We start from the raw sequence: 18,224 nt of genomic DNA, 5'->3' as shown, positions 1-18,224 counted from the left end.
AGCCAATGAACGTAACCTTATTAGCAATTGCTGGTGGAATTATCATTCTCGGCTTGGGCTCTTACGCAGGTTACCTTCTACTTCAAGTGAAGAAGCAGACGGAGTTGCAAAAGCAGCATCAAGCACTTGCCATTGAAAAACGTAACGCGACGATTTACGAAAACGTAAATACTTTGTGCTTAGCGGGCATTCAAGGGCAATGTGACTTACCTGAGATCAGTATCCGAGTGTGTATCATTATGGATAATGTTCAGGGTGATGAGCGTGTCGATTTTGATTCTGAGTATCCTGCTCTTTCTGAGCTGTACCATATCGTAAAAGATATGGCTCGCGGAGATGCAAGACAGGAACTGACGAAGAAAGAACGCATGCAGCAGAATCTCACACGCCATAAGGCAGAGACTCGCTTGAATGATGCGGTCATTGAAGATCTGAAAAGGTTGCAAGAGAAGGTTAAGCCTCTCAACAACCAAATCAACATTCAGATGATCTAGTCGCTAAGACTTTTAAAATAGAGGCTTGTTTAATACAGAGTGTTCTTGAGTTGTGCGGTTGTTGAGACATATAGTTTTGTTGAGACATATAGTTTTAATACGCCTTGTTCTTAAGACAGCTTATCTTTATAGATAGTGTTAAATGAGCCTTCTTACCTTTTGCGTCTCGTTAATCCCGACGCTTTGTTAGTGATCAAGCTAGCAGTTCTGAGTTTTTGTCTGAAAAATTGATTTTGTCTTAGAACGACCTTACTGGTCGTGTGGCAAAATAACCCGTCTATATTTTAATGTATGTAAAATGATTTGAGAGACCTTAGGTTCTCGCGGATCTAAATTGGAAATACCGCTATGTCGAGCAAGCCAGTAACAACGAATCAGCAAATCGTTTGGGATCAAGAGATCTTAAACAAGTACAACTATTCGGGACCTCGTTACACCTCATACCCAACTGCGTTGGAGTTTCATGAAGCGTTTACCGTCGCTGATTACGACATGGCGTGTACTCAATATCCTGAGCGTCCACTCTCTCTTTACGTGCATATCCCATTCTGTCACAAGCTTTGTTATTACTGTGGTTGTAATAAAGTCATTACTCGTCACTCGCATAAAGCGGATGAGTACCTTGATGTGATCGAACATGAAATCCGCCAACGCGCCTCTTTATTGAATAGTCGTGAAGTGACTCAATTGCACTTCGGTGGTGGCACGCCAACGTTTTTGACCAAAACACAAATCACTCGCTTGATGATGATTTTACGTGAGGAATTTAACTTCACCGCTGACGCTGAGATCAGTATTGAAGTTGACCCGCGTGAGATTGAGTTAGACGTACTTGATCACCTGCGTAATGAAGGTTTCAACCGTCTGAGTATTGGTGTGCAAGACTTCAATAAAGAAGTGCAGAAGCTGGTTAACCGTGAGCAAGATGAAGAGTTCATCATTGCGATGGTTCAACGTGCGAAAGAATTAGGTTTCCGCTCAACTAACCTTGATTTGATTTACGGCCTACCGAAGCAGACTCAAGCTTTGTTCGCTGAAACATTGAAGCAAGTGCTGGAGATGAAACCGGGTCGTCTATCGGTATTTAACTACGCACACATGCCTCAGTTGTTTGCTGCTCAGCGTAAGATTAAAGACGAAGACCTACCGGAAGCGAAAGAGAAAATGGCTATCTTACAAGATACCATCGAGACGCTAACGGGTGCGGGTTACCAGTTCATCGGTATGGACCACTTTGCTCTACCTGAAGATGAGCTAGCGGTTGCCCAGCGTGAAGGTATTCTGCATCGTAACTTCCAAGGCTACACCACTCAAGGTGAAGCTGACCTAATTGGTTTCGGTGTTTCTGCGATCTCTATGGTGGGTGATGCTTACGCGCAAAACCAAAAAGAGTTGAAGAAGTACTACGCTCAGGTGAATGATTTGCGTCATGCACTTTGGAAAGGTGTGGCACTAGACAGTGATGACCTTCTACGCCGTGAAGTGATCAAGCAGCTTATCTGTAACTTCAAGCTTGATAAAACCATGATCGAGTCTGAATTCTCGGTTAACTTTAATCGCTACTTCAAAGAAGATTTAGAGCTTCTACAAACCTTCATCAACGATGATTTGGTTGAAGTCGATGACAAAGAAATCCGCGTAACTCTGCGTGGCCGTTTGCTGATCCGTAACATCTGTATGTGTTTTGATAAATACCTACGTGCAAAGGCTCGCCAGCAGCAATTCTCTCGCGTTATCTAATCGCTCGATTGAGAATAGAAACATAAAAAATGCCAGCATCATGCTGGCATTTTTGTATCTGACTCATTCGATTTCTGCCTGACTAGGTGAGGCTCTCAGTGGTATTTTGTTTGACCTTGGCACTTTGTTTGGAGTTGCTGAGGTCGGTAGGCCATTGGTCAAACGGAACTGGACGGCTGTATAAGAATCCTTGAGCAAGCGGGCATTGTAGTTGCTTGAGTAATTCTGCCTGTTGCTGTGTTTCAACGCCTTCGGCCACCAAGCTCACTTTGAAACCCTTAGTGATGTTAACGATGGCCGCGACGATGGAGCTATCTAGGTTCTCTTTTTCTAGCTTGCTAACGAAGCTACGATCGATTTTCAGGCAATCAAATGGCAGCTTTTGCAGATAGGCTAGGGAAGAGTAGCCAGTACCAAAATCATCAATTGCGATTGAGACCCCTAATGCTTTTAGTGTCAGCATGTTATCGATGATGGTCGGGTCGTTGTCGACGATGCGTGATTCGGTGATCTCTAGTGTCAGGTTGCTTGCTGGCAGCTTTGTGTCTCGCAACGTGCCTTTTACTTGTTCAACAAAGCCACTTTCGCTTAGCTGATCGACCGATAGATTTACGTGAATCGAGAAATCTTTGCTCCACTTTCCTGACTCAATCGCGATGGCTGTATCTCGACACGACTTATGCAGAATTTGTTTTCCGATATCGTAAATGAGCCCGCTCTCTTCCGCGAGAGGAATGAACTCGAGTGGCGAGATCACCCCTTCATCGGTTATCCAGCGAGCTAAAGCTTCAGCTCCAATAGTTGACCCGGATTCCAGATCAATAATAGGCTGGTAAAACGGTTCGAACTGCTGAAGCTCAATCGCTCGATTCATCCGCGCTAGCATCTTGGTTCGATGTCTTGATGCTTTGCCCATTTCAGGGCTATAAATACTGACATTGGTTTTGTCTTGTTTCGCATTGCTCAATGCAATACTGCTGCTGCGTAACAGTAGTGTGATGTCGTGGAGATTCGAGACCTTCACTATCCCCATCGATACCTTAATCACCACGCTCTCCGATTCCATTGAAAATGGGGAAGCGAAGGTTTGAAGTAAGCGATTAGTCAGGAGCTGAACATCATCGCTTTGCGTAACGTTTGGCGCATAGATGGCAAACTCATCACCACCAGTACGAGCCAGCAGGTATTCGGATGGCAGTGTGCCTCTTAAGCGTGCGGCCGAAATGATAAGCAGCTGATCACCATTGTAATGACCTAGGCTGTCATTGATGTCTCGGAAGCGATCAATACCAATCAAATACAGCGTGCCTTTTTCGTTGTCAGGATGTTTCTTGGCAGCGTCAATAAAGCCTTCACGACTGTATAGCTTAGTTAATGAGTCATAGGTAACTTGAGACTGTAACGCGTGAAACGAGGCCTTTAAGTTGTTGGTCATTTCATTGAATGACTCCACCAACATGCTAGTTTCATAGATATGACCCATCTTTGGCATGCTCGTGTCCCAATCGCCCTTAGCAAGGCGTTTTGCTGCATCCGCTGTCGAGGTTATCGGTTGGGTTACACGATTAAAGGCAATTAATCCTGCAATGACCCCAAGGCAACTCAGTGCCAGCCCGAGCAACCAACTGTTTCTTTGATTTTCTGGCAATTCACCGAGCAGATTACTTTCAGGGATCGACACCCCAATAAACCACGTGAGGCCGTGCTCATCTTCGTAAGGGGTGATTTGGTTGAAGTAGCGTTCGTTGTCTAGGCGGAAGCTAAAGCGCTGCTCGCCCAAATTATCGATTAGGTGGAATTGGTCTACGTAACTGGCGCTTTCACGTATGACGGGGTTAGCACTCTCTGTTGCGAGGAGACGTTGGCCCTTGTGGGTTTTTCCTGTGCCCCATGAAACGACACTGCCTCCGCCTGAATGCGCGACTAAGCGTTGCTGTTTATCGATGATGTAAACAGAGGCATCCGTTCTATCTTTGAGCTTTCGGAGAAATGCATTGAAGGTATTGATCTTGATGTCGCTGACTACGACGGCTTTGAATTCGTTATCATCATAGATAGGTGCGAGAGCAGATAAGGTGATTTCTTGGCGCTCGTCAGCATTGGCATAAATTGGTGACCATAACGGTTTTTTCTGTGTCGCAACGGGTGTGTACCAAGGACGGATTCTTGGATCGTAACCTGAAATTACCGAGCGAATGTCTTCACTGATCTTACTGCCACGGTAAATGACCAACTGATCATTGGTGCGTTCGTCTTGCACCATCAAGGTGTAGCCTTTATTGGCTTCTTTGCGGAAACCGACGTAGTTACCATCTTCAGAACCAAAGCCGATAACATCGAGTTGAGGTACAGCAGTGTAATGGTCTGAAAACGTATAAAAAATATAGTCTTGGACCTTGCTGAGATTACCCGCTTGATAAAGGTGGTGGTAGCCGATGTTATGGCTGAGCGAGAGGTTCGCATGAAATGGCTTTTCTAAAAAATTAGACAGGCTTTGATGAACATTATCAGTCAGTGATGTTAGTTGGCGTGCACTAACATCACTCACCATCTCTTTGTAGCTTAGCTTTTGAGTGAAAACCATTACGCCCATAGTGAACAGAAAAATCATCACGAATGGCAGAACCACTGCGGTTCTCAAAGTAATTTGTGTTTTCAAAGACATCTTTAGCTACAACTTTGGTGAATAGTGTACCGTAATTGTACCGACACTATTCAAACCAAGCGACACTTTTTTGGTTAAAAAGTAGCTGCATCGAAAATAATATAAGGTCTAGTACAGTTCTTTGAGTTTACGAGTTAGGGTATTTCTTCCCCATCCCAAAACCTTAGCTGCATCCTGTTTATGACCATTAGTATGGGTGAGTGCAGCCTCTAGCAGTATACGTTCAAACTCTGGCAGAGCATAAGTCAGCAGCTCTTTTTCTCCTGAATCAAGCGCACACTTTGCCCAATTAGCGAGCAGTTGTTGCCAGTTATCTCCAGCTCCTGAGGTTGTCACCACTTTTTCTTCCAACAGCTCTGGTGGCAGGTCTGAAGGGAGAATTTCGCTGCCGCTCGCCATCACGGTGAGCCAACGACAAATGTTCTCAAGCTGACGCACGTTACCCGGCCAATTGAGTTGGTTGAGTTTCAAAATGGTCTCAGGATGCAGTGTCTTCACTTCAACACCGAGCTCTTCGGCGGCGGATGCTAGGAAGTGGTGAGTTAGCTTTTCAATGTCTTGTTTACGTTCGCGCAGCGCTGGGATATGGATTCGGATAACGTTGAGGCGGTGGAAAAGGTCTTCACGGAAGTCACCTTCATGTACCAAGCGCTCAAGATCTTGGTGGGTTGCCGCAACGATACGCACGTCAACCTTAACCGCAGAGTGTCCACCTACACGATAGAATTGACCATCAGAAAGTACACGTAACAAGCGAGTCTGAATATCGAGTGGCATGTCGCCGATCTCATCAAGAAATAGTGTGCCGCCGTTGGCTTGTTCGAAACGTCCTTGGCGAACGCTGTTGGCTCCGGTAAAGGCGCCTTTCTCGTGGCCAAACAGTTCAGACTCGATCAGATCTTTGGGGATCGCTGCCATGTTCAAAGCAATGAAGGGTTTCTTGGCTCTTGGGCTATGACGATGCAGCGCGTGGGCAACCAGCTCTTTACCCGTACCCGATTCACCATTGATCAGCACGGATATCGATGAGCGAGACAAACGGCCAATAGCTCGGAAAACCTCCTGCATCGCAGGTGCTTCGCCGATGATTTCTGGCGCATTGGTGTCTTCAGCGACTTCATTGGCTTGCTCGCGTTTCTGTTCTTGGCTGTGCGCAATCGCTCGTTCTACGAGAGTCAGTGTCTCATCAATGTCGAACGGCTTTGGTAGATACTCAAAGGCGCCTTTTTGATAAGCATTCACCGCAGCATCGAGGTCTGAGTGCGCGGTCATGATGATTACGGGCAGGTCGGGAGAGCGTTGATGAACCTGATGCAACAGCTCAATCCCGTCAATGCCGGGCATACGAATATCAGACACCAATACGTCAGGAGTCTCGCGTTCAAGCGCAAGTAATACGCTCTCAGCATCAGCAAATGTTTCACACTTTATATCCGCAGATGAAAGTGTTTTCTCTACTACCCAGCGGATAGAACTGTCGTCATCGACGACCCAAACGTATCCCTTACTCATAATTCAATTCCTTTGCAGCCAAATCTATTGTGATAATCATTGTTGTTTTTATGATGTCTTAATCTTTGTGTTACCGAGTTGAGTCTTCATCTCGCTGTTTAATCGCGAGGTTCTTGTGACCTAAATCGGTAGATAAATCGTGAATGTGGTGTTACCTGGCCAACTTTCAACATCAATTTTTCCGTTGTGCTGATCGATCAGGTTTTGAGATATCGATAACCCTAAGCCTGTGCCACCCTCTCGTCCGCTAACCATTGGGTAAAAAAGCGTGTCTTTTAAATCATCGGGGATGCCTGGGCCGTTATCGCTGATCTCAATGCGTGCAGCGAGTTTGTGTCGCTGACCATGAATGTTGGCTTGATGCACCGTTCTGGTGCGAATGGTAATTTTGCCCGAATCTTGTGCCTTTAAAATCTGCGCCGCATTGCTCACGATATTGAGCATCGCCTGTTCAACCTGCGCTGAGTCCATCACTATTGGTGGCAGGCTTGGATCGTAGTCTCGCTCAATCGCCAGTGTGGATCCGGATTCGAGCTCGACCAACTGCCTTACTTTTTCAAGTATCTGGTGAAGGTTTTCTTCTGACTTGGTTCCCGGCTTCTGTGGACCAAGCAGACGGTCGACCAAGGCTCTTAAGCGGTCGGCTTGTTCAATAATGATCTGGGTGTATTCATTCAAAGATTGATCAGGGAGCATCTTGCCAAGTAATTGCGCCGCTCCTCTTAAGCCACCTAGTGGGTTCTTTATCTCATGAGCTAATCCACGCACCAGCAGCTTAGCTGCTTGCTGTTGTGCGTGTTGGTTAAGCTCTTGGCTGAGGCGTCTTTGCTGGTCTATTTTTCGCATCTCAACCAATAACAGCGTCTCTCGCTGCCAAGAGATTGGGCTAACTGTTACCTCAAGCATCAGTGGGCGGTTATCAACCACAAAGGTCACGTCACTGTCGGTAATGCTCTGGCCACTTTGTAGCGGTTGCGTTAGCAGTGCCAAATCCAATGAGGCGTGTTGGATAAGTTGGCTTAGTGGATGATCAACGATGCGTCGTGCGCTCTGCGAAAAGAGCTGTTCAGCTGCCGGATTGGCGTATCGCACATACAATTGCTCATCGAGCATCAATGTCGAAGTCACCATATTGTCGAGAATGGCGCTGGAAAGATGATGTGTATCTATGCTGTCGCTTTTGGCTGATCGATTCACTATTTCGTCCTTGAACTGGTGTTTTTCTCACTGCACCAAAATGGTGCGTAGCTAAGTTCAAGTATGGCGCATATCAACCAGAAGCTAAAGATAATTCATTAGAGTCGCTGAAAGCTGCTTCGATTAGGTGAAAAGTAGAGGTTATTTGGTCTCTTTTAACACATTGGCCTACTTGAGCGTCGCTCGATGTAAATACACGGTGACTGGACTAGTAGATGCAATAAGCTTGCCGCTTCTATGTGCTTGAATTGCAATGGTGTGAGTACCTCGATCGATACCTTTTAATTCCCAGTTAGGTTGGGTTTGAGGAGCGCCATAACGACGGCCATCGAGCATTAATTGTAACTGCTCTCCAATACCAAGTTTTCGGTTGAGCTCTATCTGAATCGGGATTAACCCACGGTTGCTACGAATAGTTTGGTCATGAACTGGAGTCAACATGGTGAGTACTAATTGAGTGGGAACCTCGCGCTCTGTGGTTTCTGTTTCTGCCTGAGTTTTAGCTGGCGTTGCCGTTTTAGTTGTAGATGAAGCCGCGGCGTCAACCGGAGTCGAGGCCTCAAATTTAGGAGCGGGTGCTGCAGCTTGCACATCTGGCAGGCGAAGGGCTTCGGCATCTTGAGCGCTAGGGTTATCACTAAAGTGGAGCACGCCTTCTTCATCTACCCAGGTATACACTGTTTGAGCTGAGCATGAGAGTGCGACTGTTAACCCGATCAGGAACAGTATATTTTTCATATCGTTAGCCTCTTTTTCACCGTTAGATGATTTCACGTTTGGCGTTGGTTTTATTGTATTTCGCGCGACAGCCTCTGAGGGCTTTTGTCTAAGGTATGTTACGAGGAGGGGAGCGTCGAGAGAATATAAAAAAGGCCCGCCTGCGAGGCGAGCCTAATATTTAGTCAGCGATTCTTACAAGGTTGCAGTAAGAAATAGCTTATCTCTACTGGAGATTAAACTGAGTAGTACAGTTCAAACTCAAGTGGGTGTGTAGCCATGTTCACGCGTTGTACGTCGTCAGATTTCAGAGTGATGTAAGAATCAATGAAGTCGTCAGAGAATACGCCGCCAGCTGTTAGGAACTCACGGTCTTCGCTAAGCGCTGCTAGAGCTTCTTGTAGAGATTCTGCAACTGTTGGGATTTCAGCAGCTTCTTCTGCAGGAAGGTCGTATAGATCTTTATCCATAGCTTCGCCTGGGTGAATCTTGTTCTTGATGCCGTCAAGGCCAGCCATAAGCATTGCTGAGTAGCATAGGTATGGGTTAGCTGCTGGGTCACCAAAACGTAGCTCGATACGACGTGCTTTAGGGCTTGGTACTACTGGGATACGGATAGAAGCAGAACGGTTACGTGCTGAGTAAGCAAGCATTACAGGTGCTTCGAAACCAGGTACAAGACGCTTGTACGAGTTAGTTGATGGGTTAGCAAACGCGTTGATTGCACGAGCGTGCTTGATTACACCACCGATGTAGTAAAGAGCCATTTCAGATAGGCCGCCGTACTTATCACCAGCAAACAGGTTAACACCGTCTTTTGCTAGAGATTGGTGAACGTGCATACCAGAACCGTTATCACCAACTAGTGGCTTAGGCATGAATGTCGCTGTTTTACCAAATGCGTGAGCAACGTTGTGTACAACGTACTTGTAGATTTGAGTTTCATCAGCTTTCGCTGTTAGCGTGTTGAAGCGAGTAGCGATTTCGTTTTGACCCGCAGTTGCTACTTCGTGGTGGTGAGCTTCAACTACTAGGCCCATCTCTTCCATTACTAGACACATTGCTGAACGGATGTCTTGAGATGAATCTACAGGAGCTACTGGGAAGTAACCGCCTTTAACGCCAGGACGGTGACCTTTGTTACCACCTTCGAATTCAGTACCTGTGTTCCAAGCTGCTTCTACGTCGTCGATCTTGAAGAAAGAACCAGACATGTCGTTTGAGAACTTAACGTCATCAAATAGGAAGAACTCTGGCTCTGGACCAACTAGAACTGTGTCTGCGATACCTGTAGAACGTAGGTACTCTTCAGAACGTTTAGCGATAGAGCGTGGGTCACGGTCGTAGCCTTGCATTGTTGCAGGCTCAAGAATGTCACAACGGATGTTTAGTGTTGCGTCTTCTGTGAATGGGTCCAGTACAGCAGATGCTGCGTCTGGCATCATTACCATGTCAGATTCGTTAATGCCTTTCCAACCAGCTACTGAAGAGCCGTCAAACATTTTGCCTTCTTCGAAGAAGTCTGCATCAACTTGGTGAGAAGGAATAGAGATATGCTGCTCTTTACCTTTTGTATCAGTAAAACGTAAGTCGATAAATTTAACTTCGTTCTCTTGGATCAGGGATAGTACATTTTCTACTGACATCTTGGATAACCTCCAGTGTTATTAATTCGGTATTAGCTCGATTCGGTTGAAACTAGCATTGATTAATGTCTCTAAGTGCATTAATCGATGCTGATTTATCTATAGCCAAAAACGTGCCAAAAAAATTATTCCATTAATTTCAATGATTTACTTGTTTTTTGATTTTGCTTAATCTGGTTTTTGCACCAAAATGATCTTTAGTTGCACCTTGTTGGTGCAGTGGTTTATCTGTGCACCAATATGAGACATAAGCGAGCACCATTCAGCAATGAATTGCCTAAGTTGTCAATCCACTTTTTTTATTTTGCGGGAGATTTGGCTCGCCACTCGCAGGTGATGCTTTTTTAGAGTCCTACGAATTTGGCTGTTCAATACTGTACTGAATCAAAGTTAAGCGGATATGAATCGCTAATAAAGAAAAAAGCCCCGGTTCAGATCACATATTTCTGGGTTTTTGTCTAGAATCTGGTATATTATTGACCGTTTTTTAAATCAAGCTAGCGGTTATTATCCAAACTTTTGAGATAAGTGACGGCTACTTTTATGAGTGAATCGAGAATCCATGTCTACTCCACAGATTGATAAGTTAAGAAATATCGCGATCATCGCGCACGTTGACCACGGTAAAACGACTTTGGTTGATAAACTGCTACAACAGTCAGGCACTCTTGAGTCTCGTGGTGAAGCTGAAGAGCGTGTCATGGATTCGAATGACATCGAAAAAGAGCGTGGCATTACCATTCTTGCTAAGAACACAGCAATCAACTGGAATGATTACCGCATCAACATCGTAGATACTCCGGGACACGCGGACTTCGGTGGTGAAGTTGAGCGTATCATGTCTATGGTTGACTCTGTTCTGCTTATCGTTGACGCAGTTGATGGCCCAATGCCTCAAACTCGTTTCGTAACGCAAAAAGCATTCGCACACGGTCTTAAGCCAATCGTTGTAATCAACAAGATTGACCGCCCAGGCGCTCGTCCTGATTGGGTTATGGATCAAGTATTCGACCTTTTCGACAACCTAGGTGCTACTGATGAGCAACTAGACTTTACAGTTGTTTACGCTTCAGCTCTAAACGGTTGGGCAACAATGACTGAAGGCGAAACTGGCGAGAACATGGAACCATTGTTCCAAGCTGTTGTTGATACAGTAGACGCGCCTGCAGTTGACCTTGACGGTCCACTACAAATGCAAATTTCGCAACTTGATTACAGCTCTTACGTAGGTGTTATCGGTGTTGCTCGTGTTACTCGTGGTTCTGTTAAGCCAAACCAACAAGTAACTATCGTAAATGCAGAAGGCAAAAAACGTAACGGTAAAGTAGGTACAGTTCTTGGTTACCTAGGTCTTGACCGTCACGAAGTTGAGCAAGCTAACGCTGGCGACATCATTGCAATCACTGGTCTTGGTGAGCTGAAAATTTCAGACACTATCTGTGACGTAAACAATGTTGAAGCAATGACTCCGCTTTCTGTTGATGAACCAACAGTAACAATGACGTTCCAAGTAAACACTTCTCCGTTCGCGGGTAAAGAAGGTAAGTTCGTTACTTCACGTAACATCCTTGAGCGTCTAGAGAAAGAACTAGTACACAACGTTGCACTACGTGTTGAAGAAACTGATAACCCAGATCGTTTCCGTGTTTCAGGTCGTGGTGAACTTCACCTATCTATCCTGATCGAAAACATGCGTCGTGAAGGTTTCGAGCTAGCTGTATCTCGTCCAGAAGTTATCATCAAGAAAGACGAAGATGGCAACCTAACTGAACCGTTTGAAACTGTGACTATCGACGTGCTTGAAGAGCACCAAGGTGGCATCATGGAAAACATCGGTCTACGTAAAGGTGAGCTAACTGATATGTCTCCAGATGGCAAAGGCCGTGTTCGCATGGACTTCATGATGCCTTCTCGTGGTCTTATCGGTTTCCAAACTGAGTTCCTAACGCTAACGTCTGGTTCTGGTCTTCTTTACCACTCATTTGATCACTACGGTCCTCACAAAGGCGGCGTAATTGGTCAACGTAACAACGGTGTTCTAATCTCGAACGCGACTGGTAAAGCTCTGACTTACGCACTATTCAACCTACAAGAACGTGGTCGTCTATTTGCTGAGCACGCGGATGAAGTATACGAAGGTCAAATCATCGGTATTCATAACCGTTCAAACGACCTAACAGTAAACTGTCTGAAAGGTAAGCAGCTAACGAACGTTCGTGCATCAGGTACTGATGAAGCACAGGTTCTTTCGCCACCTATCCGTCACACTCTAGAGCAAGCTCTTGAGTTCATCGACGAAGACGAACTAGTAGAAGTAACGCCAGTAAGCATTCGTATCCGTAAGAAGCTTCTTACTGAAAACGAACGTAAGCGTGCAGCACGTCCAGCTAAGGCTTAATTGCCAGCTGACTAGCTTCTAGCTAATTAAGAAAGCCCTGAGTAGCCTAGCTGCTCGGGGCTTTTGTTTTATATGGCATTAGGATAGATACGGGTAAACGAGATGCGGGATACGAAGAGCGTGTTCCATACCTATTCATCGAATCGTCATTCCAGAATCGAGGGACGAGATATCTGGAATCTAGCTTTTGATTCCTAGGTGGCTTTCAACGAATTGAACTCGCTCAGCTACCGACATAAATGGCACTTCAACGATCTCATAACCTAGCTCTTGATAGACGTTGACCAGCGCGTGGTGAATCTCTAATGCTTCTTCAAAGGGGTAAAGGCGCACTTCATCTTGAACATAAATCGAAGCCTCTGGTCGGCAGAACAAGACTTGTGAGTGATAACCCTTGCTTGCTTCTCGGTAAGTCGCATCTATATCTAGTTTAGCCTGAGCCAAATAGCCACCGATATCTGGAATAGCGCGATCGAGAAATGCAGTTGGGTGCTGCCTCGCTTGCTCTTTCTGCTTGCTCATTACACCTAAACATAGCTCAGCAAAGCCCGGAAGGTCTAGCCAAGGCAAGATACCGTTTTCAATCTGACTTTGTTCTTCGATCAGCTGGCGAGAGGACTCTGCGAAGGTTGGGTAACCCGCATCTCCCAAGGCATTAATTAGTGTGGTCTTTCCGGCGCCAGGGCCGCCAGTAATAATGATTGGGTTCATACGGGCTTATCTTGATTCGTTTCTACTGATGTTATTTTTGGTTCAGCTGAGCTAGGAACTTATCCGATTCTGCTATTGCAGCATTCATCTGTTTGATCGCGTAAGCGATGTCTTTTTCTAAGCTCATAAATTCGCCTTGCAGTGAACCCACAGCACTTGCATTGAGGTTGTGCTTTAGATAAAGCGTGTTGTCACGAAGAGTGTTAAGTACAGGGTCCATTTTCTTCTCAGCACGCTTCATTGCTGACAACATGGTCTTAGAAGAGGATTGAGTCTCGCGCAGCTTTTGCTCACTCGAGCGGCGCAGTGAATCACTGGTGTAGAGGTCTAACTCACTCCGCCACTCTTCAAACAATGCATCCGACACATCCTCAATTGCAGCAATACGATCGCTGACATTTTGAGCGGCTTTTTCGCTGTCTTGGTATTTGTCGTTGATTTGGTTGTACATGTCTTCTAGGTCGCCACCACTGAAGTTAGTTAGGCTACTAAGTGCTTCAAGTGCGCTGGTAAACTCTTCCTGAGCATCCTGCTGTGACTCTTTCGCGTCTTCTACTCTGTCGACCATAATGTCACGTTTGTGGTAACCCACTTGCTCCATTGCGGAGTAATAAGCTGACTGGCATCCAGTAAGAGTAAAAATAGAGAGGACTATAACTATTAAATAAGGCATCCTAGTTTCCTATAGTTAAGTAACGGAATATTAATTAGGACTATGAACGAGTTACCAGGGAGTTACAAGTTGAAGATAAAAAAGGTCGGCACACTCAGCATTCAGTTTTCCCGCTATCTTTTGGCGCGCATGACGCATGATAGAGTCAACGTGAATGCGGGGTACTTGGCGTACATTACCTTGCTCTCAATTGTGCCGATGTTGACGGTTTTGCTCTCTATCTTGTCGTCATTCTCAGTCTTTGCTGATGTTGGCGTGGTGATTCAAAATTTCGTCATTACCAACTTTGTTCCAGCATCAGGAGATGCGGTGCACGGTGCTTTGTTAGAGTTCGTTGCCAATACCGGCAAGATGACGGCGGTAGGTAGTGTGTTCTTATTCATTGCAGCGCTGATGCTGATCTCGAATATTGATAAGAACCTAAACTACATCTGGCGAGTAACGGAAAAGCGACGTGCGGTGCTGTCTTTTTCTATGTACTGGATGGTGCTCACGCTTGGACCTATCTTGGTCGGTGCGAGTATTGCTGCAACGTCTTATGTGACATCATTGAGCTTATTGCAAAATGAGGTGGTGTCTGGTGCCTTTAATACAGTGATTCGCAAACTTCCTTTGATTCTCTCTTTCTTTGCGTTCTTCGGTCTGTACCTGCTGGTTCCCAATAAAAAGATACACTTTTCTCATGCAGCAGCGGGCTCTCTGGTTGCGGCTCTGTTGTTCGAACTCAGTAAGAAAGGCTTTGCAGCCTACATTACGCAATTCCCTTCTTACCAGTTGATTTATGGCGCATTAGCGGCAATTCCTATTCTGTTTGTTTGGGTGTATTTGTGCTGGTTGATCGTGCTGGTGGGGGCTGAGGTGACGGCCGCATTGGGTGAGCAGGAACAGTGGAGTGACTCGAAAGAAATGGTACACTCGTCGGATAAAGACAAAATCACAGAGCAAGGAAACAACAGTGATAGCACTGATCCAGAGAGTAAGTGAAGCTGCCGTCCGTGTTGATGGCGAAGTAGTTGGTGAGATTGAGCAAGGCTTATTGGTTTTGTTAGGCGTAGAAAAAGGTGATGACGAAGCCAAAGCCAAGCGTTTGATGGAACGAGTAACTACTTATCGTGTCTTTGGAGATGAAGACGATAAAATGAACCTCAACGTGAAACAGGTAGAAGGTAAGGTATTAGTGGTGTCTCAATTCACTCTGCCAGCCGATACCAAGAAAGGGACACGAGCAGGGTTTTCTCGTGGTGCTCACCCAGAAGATGCAGAGCGTCTTTACAACTATTTCTCTGACCAATGTGAATCAGTGTTGCCAACGGAACGTGGCCGCTTCGCAGCCGACATGAAAGTGTCTTTGGTTAATGATGGCCCAGTAACATTCTGGCTGCAGGTTTAGGCTTAAAGGAATAAGCATGTTTAAACTCATAACACCGACCACCGAAAATCAGCTAAACAAGTATTACCATTTTCGTTGGCAGATGCTCCGTGAACCTTGGCGAATGCCGGTAGGTTCAGAGCGTGATGAATATGACCCAATGAGTCACCATCGTATGATTGTTGATGGCCGTGGTCGCCCGATGGCGATTGGTCGTCTGTATATCACCCCAGATCTAGAAGGTCAGATCCGCTACATGGCGGTGAAGAACTCTCGCCGAAGCAAAGGCATGGGCTCACTGATCTTGGTTGCGCTAGAGTCATTAGCGCGTCAAGAGGGCGCTAAGCGCTTGGTGTGTAATGCACGTGAAGATGCGATCTCATTCTATGAGAAGAATGAATTTGAACGTCGCGGTGAGATTAACGACCAACGTGGCCCAGTGCGTCACCAACAAATGGTTAAGCACCTTGACCCAATGGCGGATGTACTGCGCAAACCTGAATGGTGTAATGAGCTGCAGCAGCGCTGGGAGCATCAGATCCCGATCAGTGACAAGATGGGCATCAAGATTAACCAATATACAGGTTACCAATTTGAGTGTAGTGCTCAACTGAATCCTAATTTGAACCCGCATAACACCATGTTTGCAGGCTCCGCCTTTACGCTTGCGACTTTAACGGGTTGGGGTATGACGTGGTTACTGATGAAAGAGCGTGGCCTGACCGGTGATATCGTATTGGCAGACAGTAATATTCGTTATCGTCATCCGGTTGAGCAAAACCCTGTTGCCTCTACTTCGTTAGACGGTATCAGTGGTGATTTAGACCGCCTTGCGTCAGGCAGAAAGGCACGTATCATCATTCACGTGACCATCCATAGCGGCGATGTGGAAGCGGTAGAGTTTACCGGTACCTATATGCTGATCCCTGATTATAAGAAAATACTATCGACGGATAGCAAGGCGAGTGAATAACTTCACGCTCGCTTGATGATAGATAGAATTATTGATTGAAAGCGCTACTCCTGAGGAGTGGCGCTTTTTTGTTGGCAGTCGTTAATCTCCGAATACTCCGCTTGGGTGAGCTTGCCTGAGATTTGATGGCATGTGTCCGATAGGGTAATCGATAGGGTGTGTTGCTCGGCTTTAAGCAAGTCGAGCTCTCCAGAAACCTCACCATTGAGCGTTTGAATCCTTTGTTCGCCTTGCTCTGCTGCCGATGCACCAATAATGTGCATCGGTTCGAGAGTGAAGCGTCCACGGTCAAAATTGGCATTGAGCTCTGGGATCTCGAATACGTTATCGGTTGAAGTTTCAGAAAGCCTGTCGTTAAAGGTCATCACGCCTTGGCGAACGCTACCAGTGAGTTGACCTGTGGTTGAGTAACCGAGCATCAGTGAGTCGCCATATAAACCTGAAGCTTGAAGTTCGAATTCGCCATAACCGGTTGCATCGAGTGGTAATTCGAGTCGCTGCAGCATAGGCGCAATAGGTAACCCATCGGCTGAGATGTCTAGGCTCCACGGCTTGCTGATTTGGTTAAAGTCGAGTGTCGCATTGGCTTCAATATAGCCATTTCTGAGAGGTGCAAACAGACGTGTCAGCGTCCATTTCCCTTGTTCGCTATTCATTTCAACCACAGGCTGTGCGCTGAGAATATTTTGGTAGCTGGCATCATTGGCGCTCGCCATCAGCTTCCCTTGCCACAAACCTAGCTTTCTATCTTGCAGCAGTTGAACTTGATGACCCTCGACATGTAATCCTGAGACCTGCCAGTAAGGTTGTTGTGCGAGTTGGATGAGTTGACTGCGTTCTATGTTAAGTCGGCTAACCTCGATGCTCTGGAGTTGTGTGAGCCAAGGGATTAGGCGAGTAGCAGGGAGGTTTTTATCTTGGCTTTCAGTAATCCATTTTATGCCTTGCAGGTCGAGTTGCGCTAATTCAATGCTGCTAGGTGTTATTTCGCCATTGAGTTGCACAGTGCCCTGCAGGAATTGAGTATAGAAATCTTCAATCAGAATCTGGTTTGTTTCTAGGTTGAGCTTGAGGTTTGTCTCGATGAACATGTCATCATCAATGGTCACTCCTTCTGCTTGCAGAGAGAAAATGGCTTTCTGTTGCTTCCAAAGTTCAAAGGGTAGTTGGATATTTTCTAACGAGGCATCAAACGCTGCGAGGTGGCCACCTTTCCACTCTACGTCGCTACGCAGAATATCTAGGCTGTTGATGTGGTTAATCTGAATACCTGCCACATCCCACTCTTTGCTTAGTAGGCTTTGGGTTTGCTGCTGATTGAGTCGTAAGCCATCGATGGTCACATTCACTAATGACCAATCTTGCTGATATTGCTCTGCTTGTCCGGAAATCTTAGCGCCACGCCAGTCAAACGAAGTACCATAAAGGGTGCTGTCACTCGGCTTGAGGTCCAGGTCAATCAACAGGTTATCGAATGCTTCACCTTGCCAATATAACTGTGAGGCTGAAAGTTGGGTTTTGCCATAAGGTAGCAGTGAGTTTTGGTTATCCCACACGGGGCCGGCGATCTGAAGGTCGATGCCTCGTGCATTAAAGTTTGGAGTCGAGAAATCTAGATTATTGATCGCTAGCTGACGGAGCTTGAGGTTTGGTTGGGTAAACACTGATGTGAATGTGTCTAGATCGTCGGCTTCTAACTGCAGTCCGCTGATCAATACAGAGTCCAAAACTAGCTTAGTTTCAAGAACAGAGTCTGGGCTGAACCAGATGTCGACCTTGTCGATATACAGGGGTGGTTGTTTTTCCGATTGGCTTTGGGTGATGCCCATCAAGGTGATGTGATAAGGCGCCTGATACTCAACATCTTCAATGAGCACAGGTTGTTCAATCGTATGCTTGATAAAAAAGTTAGCAACATCGGCGCGGTATTGGGTTTGTAGGCTTAACAGCAATGCTGCGATAAACGCAACGGCGATAGCCAACACAATGCCGAATACCATCAATACCTTTTTCATTCCCTGAAAGCCTTAAATCTCAATAGTCTTAAAACAGAGTGGAACAAAAAGGGTCAAGCATCAACAAAAAAGCCCCTCAAAAGAGGGGCTTGCTACAAAAATATCATTTTAAAT

Annotated in this window: 14 protein-coding genes; 6 read left to right on the top strand and 8 right to left on the bottom strand. The window is 45.9% G+C overall.

Annotated features, from left to right (window positions below; all coding sequences use genetic code 11):
* Positions 1-5: 5 nt before the first annotated feature.
* Positions 6-494: a DUF2489 domain-containing protein gene (locus BCU34_RS22380; protein ID WP_048661282.1), complete on the top strand. Its 489-nt coding sequence runs from the start codon at positions 6-8 to the stop codon at positions 492-494.
* A gap of 348 nt (positions 495-842) precedes the next feature.
* On the top strand, positions 843-2,234 hold the full coding sequence (gene hemN / locus BCU34_RS22375) for an oxygen-independent coproporphyrinogen III oxidase (RefSeq protein ID WP_102478223.1): 1,392 nt from the start codon (positions 843-845) through the stop codon (positions 2,232-2,234).
* Between the two features lie 82 nt (positions 2,235-2,316).
* On the opposite strand, the gene BCU34_RS22370 is transcribed toward hemN, so the two are convergent.
* From BCU34_RS22370 to glnA, 5 genes are all read right to left on the bottom strand, one after another.
* Positions 2,317-4,899, bottom strand: a complete 2,583-nt coding sequence (locus BCU34_RS22370) for a GGDEF and EAL domain-containing protein (protein ID WP_102478224.1) — start codon at positions 4,897-4,899, stop codon at positions 2,317-2,319.
* Positions 4,900-5,007: 108 nt separating this feature from the next.
* Complete coding sequence (glnG, locus tag BCU34_RS22365; protein ID WP_102478225.1) at positions 5,008-6,411, bottom strand: nitrogen regulation protein NR(I); 1,404 nt, start codon at positions 6,409-6,411, stop codon at positions 5,008-5,010.
* A 120-nt stretch (positions 6,412-6,531) separates the two neighbouring features.
* On the bottom strand, positions 6,532-7,608 hold the full coding sequence (glnL, locus tag BCU34_RS22360) for a nitrogen regulation protein NR(II) (protein WP_048663049.1): 1,077 nt from the start codon (positions 7,606-7,608) through the stop codon (positions 6,532-6,534).
* Positions 7,609-7,776: 168 nt separating this feature from the next.
* The gene (locus tag BCU34_RS22355) at positions 7,777-8,346 is read right to left on the bottom strand and encodes a DUF4124 domain-containing protein (RefSeq protein ID WP_102478226.1); all 570 of its coding nucleotides are present in this window, start codon (positions 8,344-8,346) and stop codon (positions 7,777-7,779) included.
* A gap of 215 nt (positions 8,347-8,561) precedes the next feature.
* On the bottom strand, positions 8,562-9,971 hold the full coding sequence (gene glnA, locus BCU34_RS22350; RefSeq protein WP_048661288.1) for a glutamate--ammonia ligase: 1,410 nt from the start codon (positions 9,969-9,971) through the stop codon (positions 8,562-8,564).
* Positions 9,972-10,533: 562 nt separating this feature from the next.
* Between glnA and typA the strand changes: the two genes are divergently transcribed.
* Positions 10,534-12,369 (top strand): translational GTPase TypA, encoded by a 1,836-nt coding sequence (gene typA / locus BCU34_RS22345; protein ID WP_017059220.1) that lies wholly within the window; start codon positions 10,534-10,536, stop codon positions 12,367-12,369.
* 180 nt (positions 12,370-12,549) lie between these two features.
* On the opposite strand, the gene BCU34_RS22340 is transcribed toward typA, so the two are convergent.
* Together BCU34_RS22340 and BCU34_RS22335 are read right to left on the bottom strand one after the other, a co-directional pair.
* Entirely contained in the window at positions 12,550-13,080 is a 531-nt protein-coding gene (locus tag BCU34_RS22340) for an AAA family ATPase (RefSeq protein ID WP_102478227.1), read from the bottom strand.
* Positions 13,081-13,111: 31 nt separating this feature from the next.
* Entirely contained in the window at positions 13,112-13,753 is a 642-nt protein-coding gene (locus BCU34_RS22335) for a DUF2959 domain-containing protein (RefSeq protein WP_102478228.1), read from the bottom strand.
* Positions 13,754-13,795: 42 nt separating this feature from the next.
* Between BCU34_RS22335 and BCU34_RS22330 the strand changes: the two genes are divergently transcribed.
* The 3 genes from BCU34_RS22330 to BCU34_RS22320 are packed head-to-tail and all read left to right on the top strand — an operon-like array spanning position 13,796 to position 16,095.
* Positions 13,796-14,737: a virulence factor BrkB family protein gene (locus tag BCU34_RS22330; protein ID WP_061019418.1), complete on the top strand. Its 942-nt coding sequence runs from the start codon at positions 13,796-13,798 to the stop codon at positions 14,735-14,737.
* Positions 14,709-15,143: a D-aminoacyl-tRNA deacylase gene (gene dtd / locus BCU34_RS22325; protein WP_004735590.1), complete on the top strand. Its 435-nt coding sequence runs from the start codon at positions 14,709-14,711 to the stop codon at positions 15,141-15,143. The genes BCU34_RS22330 and dtd overlap by 29 nt, the downstream gene beginning before the upstream one ends.
* A gap of 16 nt (positions 15,144-15,159) precedes the next feature.
* A complete protein-coding gene (locus BCU34_RS22320; protein ID WP_048661291.1) occupies positions 15,160-16,095 on the top strand; it encodes a bifunctional GNAT family N-acetyltransferase/hotdog fold thioesterase in 936 nt (311 codons plus the stop codon).
* Positions 16,096-16,139: 44 nt separating this feature from the next.
* On the opposite strand, the gene BCU34_RS22315 is transcribed toward BCU34_RS22320, so the two are convergent.
* Positions 16,140-18,110 (bottom strand): AsmA family protein, encoded by a 1,971-nt coding sequence (locus BCU34_RS22315; protein WP_102478229.1) that lies wholly within the window; start codon positions 18,108-18,110, stop codon positions 16,140-16,142.
* Between the last annotated feature and the right edge of the window lie 114 nt (positions 18,111-18,224).

This window comes from Vibrio sp. 10N.286.45.E10 (assembly GCF_002874195.2).
Taxonomy (GTDB): Bacteria; Pseudomonadota; Gammaproteobacteria; order Enterobacterales; family Vibrionaceae; genus Vibrio; species Vibrio crassostreae.
This window is presented reverse-complemented; position numbering and strand designations above follow the sequence as displayed.

Excerpts from the sequence above, each read along its gene's own strand:
- BCU34_RS22380 (WP_048661282.1), top strand. The coding sequence starts at position 6 with ATGAACGTAACCTTATTAGCAATTGCTGGTGGAATTATCATTCTCGGC.
- hemN (WP_102478223.1), top strand. The coding sequence starts at position 843 with ATGTCGAGCAAGCCAGTAACAACGAATCAGCAAATCGTTTGGGATCAA.
- BCU34_RS22370 (WP_102478224.1), bottom strand. The coding sequence starts at position 4,899 with ATGTCTTTGAAAACACAAATTACTTTGAGAACCGCAGTGGTTCTGCCA.
- glnG (WP_102478225.1), bottom strand. The coding sequence starts at position 6,411 with ATGAGTAAGGGATACGTTTGGGTCGTCGATGACGACAGTTCTATCCGC.
- BCU34_RS22355 (WP_102478226.1), bottom strand. The coding sequence starts at position 8,346 with ATGAAAAATATACTGTTCCTGATCGGGTTAACAGTCGCACTCTCATGC.
- glnA (WP_048661288.1), bottom strand. The coding sequence starts at position 9,971 with ATGTCAGTAGAAAATGTACTATCCCTGATCCAAGAGAACGAAGTTAAA.
- typA (WP_017059220.1), top strand. The coding sequence starts at position 10,534 with ATGTCTACTCCACAGATTGATAAGTTAAGAAATATCGCGATCATCGCG.
- BCU34_RS22340 (WP_102478227.1), bottom strand. The coding sequence starts at position 13,080 with ATGAACCCAATCATTATTACTGGCGGCCCTGGCGCCGGAAAGACCACA.
- BCU34_RS22335 (WP_102478228.1), bottom strand. The coding sequence starts at position 13,753 with ATGCCTTATTTAATAGTTATAGTCCTCTCTATTTTTACTCTTACTGGA.
- BCU34_RS22330 (WP_061019418.1), top strand. The coding sequence starts at position 13,796 with ATGAACGAGTTACCAGGGAGTTACAAGTTGAAGATAAAAAAGGTCGGC.
- BCU34_RS22320 (WP_048661291.1), top strand. The coding sequence starts at position 15,160 with ATGTTTAAACTCATAACACCGACCACCGAAAATCAGCTAAACAAGTAT.
- BCU34_RS22315 (WP_102478229.1), bottom strand. The coding sequence starts at position 18,110 with ATGAAAAAGGTATTGATGGTATTCGGCATTGTGTTGGCTATCGCCGTT.